At 71.0% G+C, this 7719-nt stretch carries 6 protein-coding genes; 3 read left to right on the forward strand and 3 right to left on the reverse strand.

Annotated elements, in window-relative coordinates; genetic code table 11:
* Positions 1-75: 75 nt before the first annotated feature.
* From AC08OQ_RS09260 to meaB, 3 genes are all read left to right on the forward strand, one after another.
* Positions 76-585 (forward strand): MaoC family dehydratase, encoded by a 510-nt coding sequence (locus tag AC08OQ_RS09260; protein ID WP_462188325.1) that lies wholly within the window; start codon positions 76-78, stop codon positions 583-585.
* Position 586: 1 nt separating this feature from the next.
* The gene (locus tag AC08OQ_RS09265) at positions 587-2635 is read left to right on the forward strand and encodes a protein meaA (protein WP_476600081.1); all 2049 of its coding nucleotides are present in this window, start codon (positions 587-589) and stop codon (positions 2633-2635) included.
* Positions 2636-2704: 69 nt separating this feature from the next.
* On the forward strand, positions 2705-3730 hold the full coding sequence (gene meaB, locus AC08OQ_RS09270) for a methylmalonyl Co-A mutase-associated GTPase MeaB (protein WP_476600079.1): 1026 nt from the start codon (positions 2705-2707) through the stop codon (positions 3728-3730).
* A gap of 243 nt (positions 3731-3973) precedes the next feature.
* Here meaB and AC08OQ_RS09275 read toward each other — a convergent pair whose 3' ends face one another.
* The 3 genes from AC08OQ_RS09275 to dnaK are packed head-to-tail and all read right to left on the reverse strand — an operon-like array spanning position 3974 to position 7681.
* On the reverse strand, positions 3974-4993 hold the full coding sequence (locus AC08OQ_RS09275; protein WP_476600077.1) for a DnaJ C-terminal domain-containing protein: 1020 nt from the start codon (positions 4991-4993) through the stop codon (positions 3974-3976).
* A gap of 6 nt (positions 4994-4999) precedes the next feature.
* On the reverse strand, positions 5000-5692 hold the full coding sequence (locus tag AC08OQ_RS09280; protein ID WP_476600075.1) for a nucleotide exchange factor GrpE: 693 nt from the start codon (positions 5690-5692) through the stop codon (positions 5000-5002).
* Positions 5693-5731: 39 nt separating this feature from the next.
* Positions 5732-7681 carry a molecular chaperone DnaK gene (gene dnaK, locus AC08OQ_RS09285; protein ID WP_476600073.1) on the reverse strand — a complete coding sequence of 650 codons (1950 nt, stop codon included), beginning with the start codon at positions 7679-7681 and terminating at the stop codon, positions 5732-5734.
* Positions 7682-7719 lie beyond the last annotated feature (38 nt).

Raw genomic sequence — 7719 nt, forward strand, 5'->3', positions numbered from 1 at the left:
TTTCATTTCGACTCCTGAGGGGCCGGTGCGTCCCTGACGAGTTGAGTGTGCCGCGATCAGGCGAGGGAGTTCCAGATGCAGTTCGGGCGTCACTTCGAGGAGTTCGAGGTCGGTGCGGTTTACAAGCACTGGCCGGGCAAGACGGTCACCGAGTACGACGACCATCTCTTCTGCCTGCTCACGATGAACCATCATCCGCTGCACCTGGACTCCCATTTCGCCGAGGAGACCACCCAGTTCAAACGGAACGTCGTCGTCGGGAACTACGTTTACTCCCTGCTGCTGGGAATGTCGGTGGCCGACGTGTCCGGGAAGGCGATCGCCAACCTGGAGGTCGAGTCGCTACGGCACGTGAAGCCGGTGTTCCACGGTGACACGATCTACGGCGAGTCCACCGTCCTCGACAAGGTCGAGTCGAAGAGCAAGGACGACCGCGGGATCGTCACCGTCGAAACCCGCGGTTACAACCAGGACGGCGTCCTCGTCTGCATCTACCGCCGCAAGGTCATGGTGCCCAAGCGGGCCTACGGCGAGGCGCGCGGCGGCGAGCAGCCTGGCCGGCCGGAACCCCGGACGGAAGGCTGAGATGGCGGGCGCGGGCCGAGCGGAGACAAAGCGGGACCGTCCGTGGATCATCCGCACCTATGCCGGGCATTCGAGCCCGGCCGAGAGTAACGCGCTGTATCGGCGCAATCTGGCCAAGGGGCAGACCGGGCTGTCGGTGGCGTTCGATCTGCCCACGCAGACGGGCTACGACCCGGATCACGCCCTTGCCCGTGGCGAGGTGGGCAGGGTAGGGGTGCCGATCGCGCATCTCGGTGACATGCGGCGGTTGTTCGACGGGATTCCGCTGGCGCGGATGAACACGTCGATGACGATTAACGCCACCGCGATGTGGCTGCTGGCGTTGTACCAGGTGGTCGCGGAGGAGCAGGGGGCCGATCCGGCGGAGCTGGCCGGGACGACCCAGAACGACATCATCAAGGAGTATCTGTCGCGGGGGACCTATGTCTTCCCGCCAGGCCCGTCGCTGCGCCTGATCACCGACCTGATCGCCTACACGGTGGCCGAGCTGCCCCGCTGGAACCCGATCAACATCTGCAGTTATCACCTGCAGGAGGCCGGGGCCACGCCGGTTCAGGAACTGGCCTATTCGATGTGCACGGCGATCGCGGTGCTCGATGCCGTGGCCGCCGCGCGGGGGATCCCGGTAGGCCGGGCGGGCGCGGACCGCGGGGAGCTGGAGCCGGCGGATGCGGAGTGGATGGGTGAGGTGTGTGGTCGGATCTCCTTCTTCGTCAACGCCGGAGAGCGTTTCGTGGAGGAGATGTGCAAGATGCGGGCGTTCACGGTGTTGTGGGATGAGCTGCTGACCTCCCGGTACGGGGTTCGGGAGCCGGCGCAGCGCCGGTTCCGGTACGGGGTGCAGGTCAACTCGCTGGGGCTGACCGAGGCCCAGCCGGAGAACAACATCATCCGGATTGTGCTGGAGGCGCTGGGGGTGACGCTGTCGAAGGACGCGCGGTGTCGGGCGTTGCAGCTGCCAGCCTGGAACGAGGCGCTGGGCCTGCCCCGGCCGTGGGATCAGCAGTGGTCGCTGCGCATTCAGCAGATCCTCGCTCATGAGACCGATCTGCTGGAGTATGACGATCTGTTCGCCGGTTCGGTCGTGGTGGAGAAGAGGGTCGATCAGCTTGTGGCCGCGGCCAGGGCGGAGATCGACCGGGTTCAGGAGATGGGGGGCGCCGTCGCCGCGGTCGAGAGCGGCTATATGAAGTCGCAGCTGGTGACGTCCCAGGCGGCGCGGCGGGCTCGCATCGAGAGCGGTGAGGACGTTGTCGTCGGGGTAAACCGGTTCACCGAGACCGAGCCGAATCCGCTGCTCGCCGATCTTTCCGCCGCGATCCAGACGGTCGATCCGGCGCTGGAGGAGGCGACCCGCGCGGAGCTGGCGGCTTGGCGGGCCGGCCGCGACGACCGGGCGGTGACGGAGGCGCTGCTCGGCCTGCGGGCGGCGGCCGGGACGGACGCGAACCTGGTTCCCGCCACGCTGGCCTGCGCCCGGGCCGGGGTCACGACGGGGGAATGGGGGGACACGCTGCGGGAGGTGTTCGGGGAGTACCGGGCACCGACGGGGGTCGGCGAGGCCACCGTCGCCGGTGGTGGCGGGGCCGCCCTCGACGAGCTGCGGGCCCGGGTGGCGCGCACGGGGTCCGAGCTGGGCCGTCCGGTGAAGATGCTGGTCGGTAAGCCCGGCCTCGACGGGCATTCCAACGGCGCCGAGCAGATCGCGCTGCGGGCCCGTGACGCCGGTTTCGAGGTCGTCTACCAGGGGATCCGGCTGACGCCGGCGCAGATCGTGGCCGGGGCTGTCGAGGAGGACGTGCACGTCGTCGGGCTGTCGGTGCTCTCCGGTTCCCATCTCGACCTGGTGCCCCAGGTGCTGACGGGGCTGCGGGCGGCCGGGGCGGGTGAGATCCCCGTCATCGTGGGCGGCATCATCCCCGCGGCGGACGCGGACGAGCTCTCCCGACTCGGGGTGGCCGCGGTGTTCACGCCCAAGGACTACGAGCTCACCGCCATCATCCGGGGCATCCTCGACGTCGTACGGGCCGCCAACAAGCTCGATCAGTGAGCTTGACAGCGAGCTCGATCAGTGAGCTCGATCAGTGAGGTGGCCGTGACGGTTGGGGATGGTACCCGGGTGGGCTCGTCAATCGAGTCGGTGACCGAACTCGTCACCGCCGCCGTCGCGGGGAACCGCCGCGCGGTGGCGAGCCTCATCTCCATGGTCGAGGACGGCTCGCCGCACCTGCAGCGGATCGAGCAGCTGCTGATGCCCCGCACCGGGGGCGCGCAGGTGATCGGCCTCACCGGGGCGCCGGGGGTCGGCAAGTCCACCTCCACCTCCGCGCTGGTGGGCGCCTACCGGGCCGCGGGCCGGCGGGTCGGCGTGCTGGCCGTCGATCCCTCGTCCCCGTTCACCGGCGGCGCGCTGCTCGGCGACCGGATCCGGATGGTCGAGCACGCCACCGATCCGGGCGTCTTCATCCGCTCGCTGGCGACGCGCGGAAGTCTCGGCGGCCTGTCGACCGCCACGCCCCAGGCCCTGCGGGTTCTCGACGCCGTCGGGTTCGACGTCGTCCTGATCGAGACCGTCGGAGTGGGACAGGCCGAGGTGGACATTGCCGCCCTGGCGGACACCACGCTTGTCCTGGTCGCCCCGGGGATGGGGGACGGCGTCCAGGCTGCCAAGGCGGGCGTTCTGGAGATCGCCGACGTGCTGGTGGTCAACAAGGCCGACCGGCCGGGTGCGGACCGGACGGTCAACGAGCTCACCGCCATGCTCCGGATGGGCGGTGCCGGCCGCGGGGAGGACGACCGGCGTCCGCAGGTCGTGCGGACGGTCGCCGCCACCGGGCAGGGGGTGGCCGAGCTCGTCGAATCGATCGAGGCCCATCGGGACTGGCTGCTGCGCACGGGGCAGTTGCAGCGCCGGCGGCGTCGGCGCGCGGTCGACGAGATCTCGCGGATCGCCTTCGCCCGGCTGCGGGAGCGGATCGGGGACCTGCGGTCCGGAGCCGCGATCGACCAGTTCGCCGGCGAGGTCGTCGCCGGCGGACTCGACCCCCACACCGCGGCTGATCGTCTCCTCGACGAGGCACTCGCCGCCCAGGCCGCCGCTGGCCTGGCCGCCGGTCACACCGGGGCGGTGAAACCAACCAGGTAACCGCGGTCGTGGCAGCAGCGGCAGGGGTCGATCACCAGCACGGTCCGAACCCGGCCGGCCCGGAATCCCGCCACATGGGACACCGTGCGGCACCGACCGTGGCAGGTCGGGCAAATGGTGTTCGGCTTGGCGTCCACGTGGCGGTACCTTCCCGCGATGACGGGACATAACCTCTGAACGCATCTCTACCTCTGGGCACGTGTCTGTACCTCTGGGCGCGTCTGCGCGCGGTGTCGGGCGGGTTCACGTTCTCGGGTCGAAGGCCGAGACGGCGGCCAGCTGCTCGAACAGCGCGCGTTCCCGGGCGGTCAGGGCCGGCGGCACCGCCACGCACACCTCGGCGTGCAGGTCGCCGGGTGGGCCGGTGGGGTTGGGTAGGCCGGCGCCGCGTAGGCGCAGTCGCCGGCCGCTGGACGATCCTGCCGGGACGCGCACCTTGATCTCACCGCCGGGGGTGGTGACCGGGACCCGGGCGCCCAGGACGGCCTCCCAGGGGGTGACCGGCAACGGGACGTGGATGTCTCGTCCGGACAGCCGGTAACGTGGATGCGGCGCGATCTTCACGTGTAGGTAGAGGTCGCCGGGCTGGCCGTGCCTGCTGCCGCGGCTGCCTTGGCCGGTCAGCCGGATGCGCTGGCCGTCGACCACCCCCCGCGGGATGGTGACCTGGTAGCTGCGTGGGCTGCCGCCGGGGCCGGCGAGGGTGATCTGACGCCGCCCGCCCCGGTAGGCCTCCTCGACGGTCAGCTCGAGCTCGGCTTCCTGATCGGCGCCGGGGATCGGCCCGGTCACGCCGCGGGCCCCGAACAGGCCACCGAACAGGTCACCGAACAGATCACCGACGGTGCTCCCGCCGAGGCCCGCGCCACCGGGGCCGGCACGTCCGAAACCCATGTCGGCGAAGTCTGCGGAGTCGGTGACGTCGGCGAAATCGGTGCCGCCGAAGCCCGGTTCGGCCCGGACCCGGCCGGTGCGGCTCCAGCCCCGGCCGGCCCGGCCGAAGCCCGGCCCGGCGGCCACCCGTTCGTCGTAGTCCTCGGGGAGGCGCCGGAAGTCCGCGCCGAACCGGTCGTAGCGCGCCCGCGTCTTCGGGTCGGACAGCACGTGGTACGCCTCACCGATCTCCTTGAACCGCTCCTCCGCCTCCGGGCCGCGGTTGACGTCGGGGTGGTAACGGCGGGCGAGGCGGCGGTAGGCCTGCTGGATCTCCTCGGCGCTAGCGCCCCGGCCGACACCGAGAAGCTGGTAGTAGTCCCGGGCCACGGCCGGTCACTCCGCAGGCCCGCCGGCGCCGCCCGGGTCCGGGCCGGTCTCGCCTGGTTGCCGGGCGCCGCCGGGCGGTTCGCTGGGTTTGCTGGATGGCTCGCCGGGAGGGCGGCTGACGGCGACCCCGGCGGGGCGCAGCTGCCGTCCGGTATCGCCGTAGCCGGGACGGATCACGGCCACCACCGTGCCGGCTGGGACGTTCGGTTTCTCGACGGCGGTCAGCGCCTCGTGCCGGGTCGGGTCGAACGGCACCCCGACCTCGTCGTGGCGCGGGTAGCCGAGCCGGGCCAGCACGTCCACGGCCTGGTCCCGGACCGTCCGGACACCCGCCACGAGCGAGGCGGGGTCGGCGTCGGCGTGGGTGAGCGCGAGGTCGAGGTGGTCGAGGACCGGCAGCCAGGCGGCGGCCGCGTGGGCCCGTTCGGCGGCCCGATCCCGCTCCAGCTCCCGGACGGTCCGTTTACGCAGGTTGTCCAGGTCGGCGGCGGCCCGCCGCCACCGGTCGGTCAGCTCGTCCACCTGAGCGGCGAGCGCCACACTGTCCAGGACCGCCTCGGTCGGGAGGTCGTCCGCGCCGACGGGGCCGGCGCGGGCGGTGGCCTCTGCGCTACTCCGGTCCACGGTCCGGTCGGTGGTCTGGTCGGTACGGGGGCCGGCGGCGTGGCCGGTCCGGTCTGGGTGCTGTTCGTGCGGCATGTCGTTCGCCATCATCGGTCGGTCTCGGTCGGCATGGGTTCAGCCCCGGTCGAACTCGGCGTCTATCACGTCGTCGTCGCCGGGGGTGCCGCCGCCGGGGGTGCTGCCGCCGGGTGGTGGCTGTGGGCCGCCCGGGCCGCCCGGTGCGGTGTCGGCCGGGCTGCCGCCGGTTCCCTCGGTGGGGCCGGCCTGGCCGGTGCGGGCGGCGGCCAGGCCGTGGTAGATCTGTTGGAGATCCGAGGTCAGGGCGCGGGCCCGGTCCACCGGCGCCTCCTCGTTGATGGCCTGGCGGGCGTCGGTGACCAGTAGGTCGGCGCGGGCCTTCTCGTGTGGCGGGGCGGCGTCACCGAGTTCGGCCAGCAGCCGTTCGACGCGGTAGGCGACCGAGTCCAGCTCGTTGCGGGCGTCGATCGCGGAGCGTAGCGCCTTGTCGGCGGTGCGGTTACGCTCCGCCTCGGTGATCATCCGTTCGACCTCTTCCTTGGGGAGGTTGGAGGTTTCACTGATCGTGATCGACTGCTGGGCTCCGGTGTCCTTGTCGCGGACGGTGACGTTGAGGATGCCGTTGGCGTCGATGTCGAAGGTGACCTCGATCTGCGGTTCGCCGCGGGGCGCCGGGCGGATGTTTTCCAGGCGGAAGCGGCCGAGTACCCGGTTGTCGGCGGCGCGTTCGCGTTCGCCCTGCAGTACCACGATGTCCACTGCCGGCTGGTTGTCCTCCGCGGTGGAGAACACCTCGGAGCGTCGTACCGGGATCGTGGTGTTGCGTTCGACGATTTTTGTCATCAGGCCGCCGCGGGTCTCCACCCCGAGGGAGAGCGGGGTGACGTCGAGCAGGAGCACGTCGGAGATCTCGCCCTTGAGCACCCCGGCCTGGATCGCCGCGCCCAGTGCGACGACCTCGTCGGGGTTGACGCTCATGTTCGGTTCCTTGCCGCCGGTCAGCCGCCGGACCAGTGCCTGCACCGCGGGCATCCGGGTGGCGCCGCCGACGAGGATCACCTCGTCGAGGTCGTCGGCGCTGACCTTGGCGTCCTCCATCGCCTGGCGGACCGGTCCCATGGTCCGTTCGACCAGGTCGGCGGTGATCTGTTCGAAGGTGGAGCGCATGACCGTGGTGGTCAGGTGCCGCGGCCCGGTGGCGTCGGCGGTGATGAACGGCAGGTTCACCTGGGTCTGGGTGACCGAGCTCAGTTCGACCTTGGCCTTCTTCGCGGCCTCGAACAGCCGTTGCAGCGCCTGGGGGTCCCGGCGCAGGTCGACGCCCTGTTCCCGGTGGAACCCGTCGGCGAGGTAGTCGACCAGCCGGCGGTCGAAGTCGTCCCCGCCCAGGTGGCTGTCCCCGGCCGTGGCCCGGACCTCGACCACCCCGTCGCCGACGTCGAGGATGCTCACGTCGAACGTGCCGCCGCCGAGATCGAAGACCAGGACGGTCTCGTGGCCCTTCTTGTCTAGCCCGTACGCCAACGCGGCCGCGGTCGGCTCGTTGATGATCCGCAGCACGGAGAGCCCGGCGATCCGGCCGGCGTCCTTCGTCGCGGTGCGCTGCGCGTCGTTGAAGTAGGCCGGCACCGTGATGACCGCTTCGGTGACCTTCTCGCCCAGGTTCCGCCCGGCGTCGTCGGCCAGCTTGCGCAGCACCAGCGCGCTGATCTCCTCCGGCGCGTAGAGCTTGTTCCGGATCTTGAACCGGGCGGCGCCCTCCGGGCCTGCGACGACGTCGAAGGCGACCGCTTTGGCCTCCTCGGTCACCTCGTCATAGCGGCGGCCGATGAACCGCTTGGCCGAGTAGATCGTGCCCTTCGGGTTCAGGATCGCCTGCCGTCGCGCCAGCTGCCCGACCAGGCGTTCACCGCTCTCGGTGAACGCCACCACCGACGGTGTCGTCCGCGCATCCTCCGCGTTCGGGATGACCCTCGGCTCGCCACCCTCCCAGGCGGCGATCACCGAATTGGTCGTCCCCAGATCAATGCCGACTGCCTTCGCCATCGAATGCTCCTCCAGAAGCGAACCTCACACATATGGGG

The sequence above is a fragment of the Frankia sp. CcCS3 genome, from assembly GCF_977927575.1.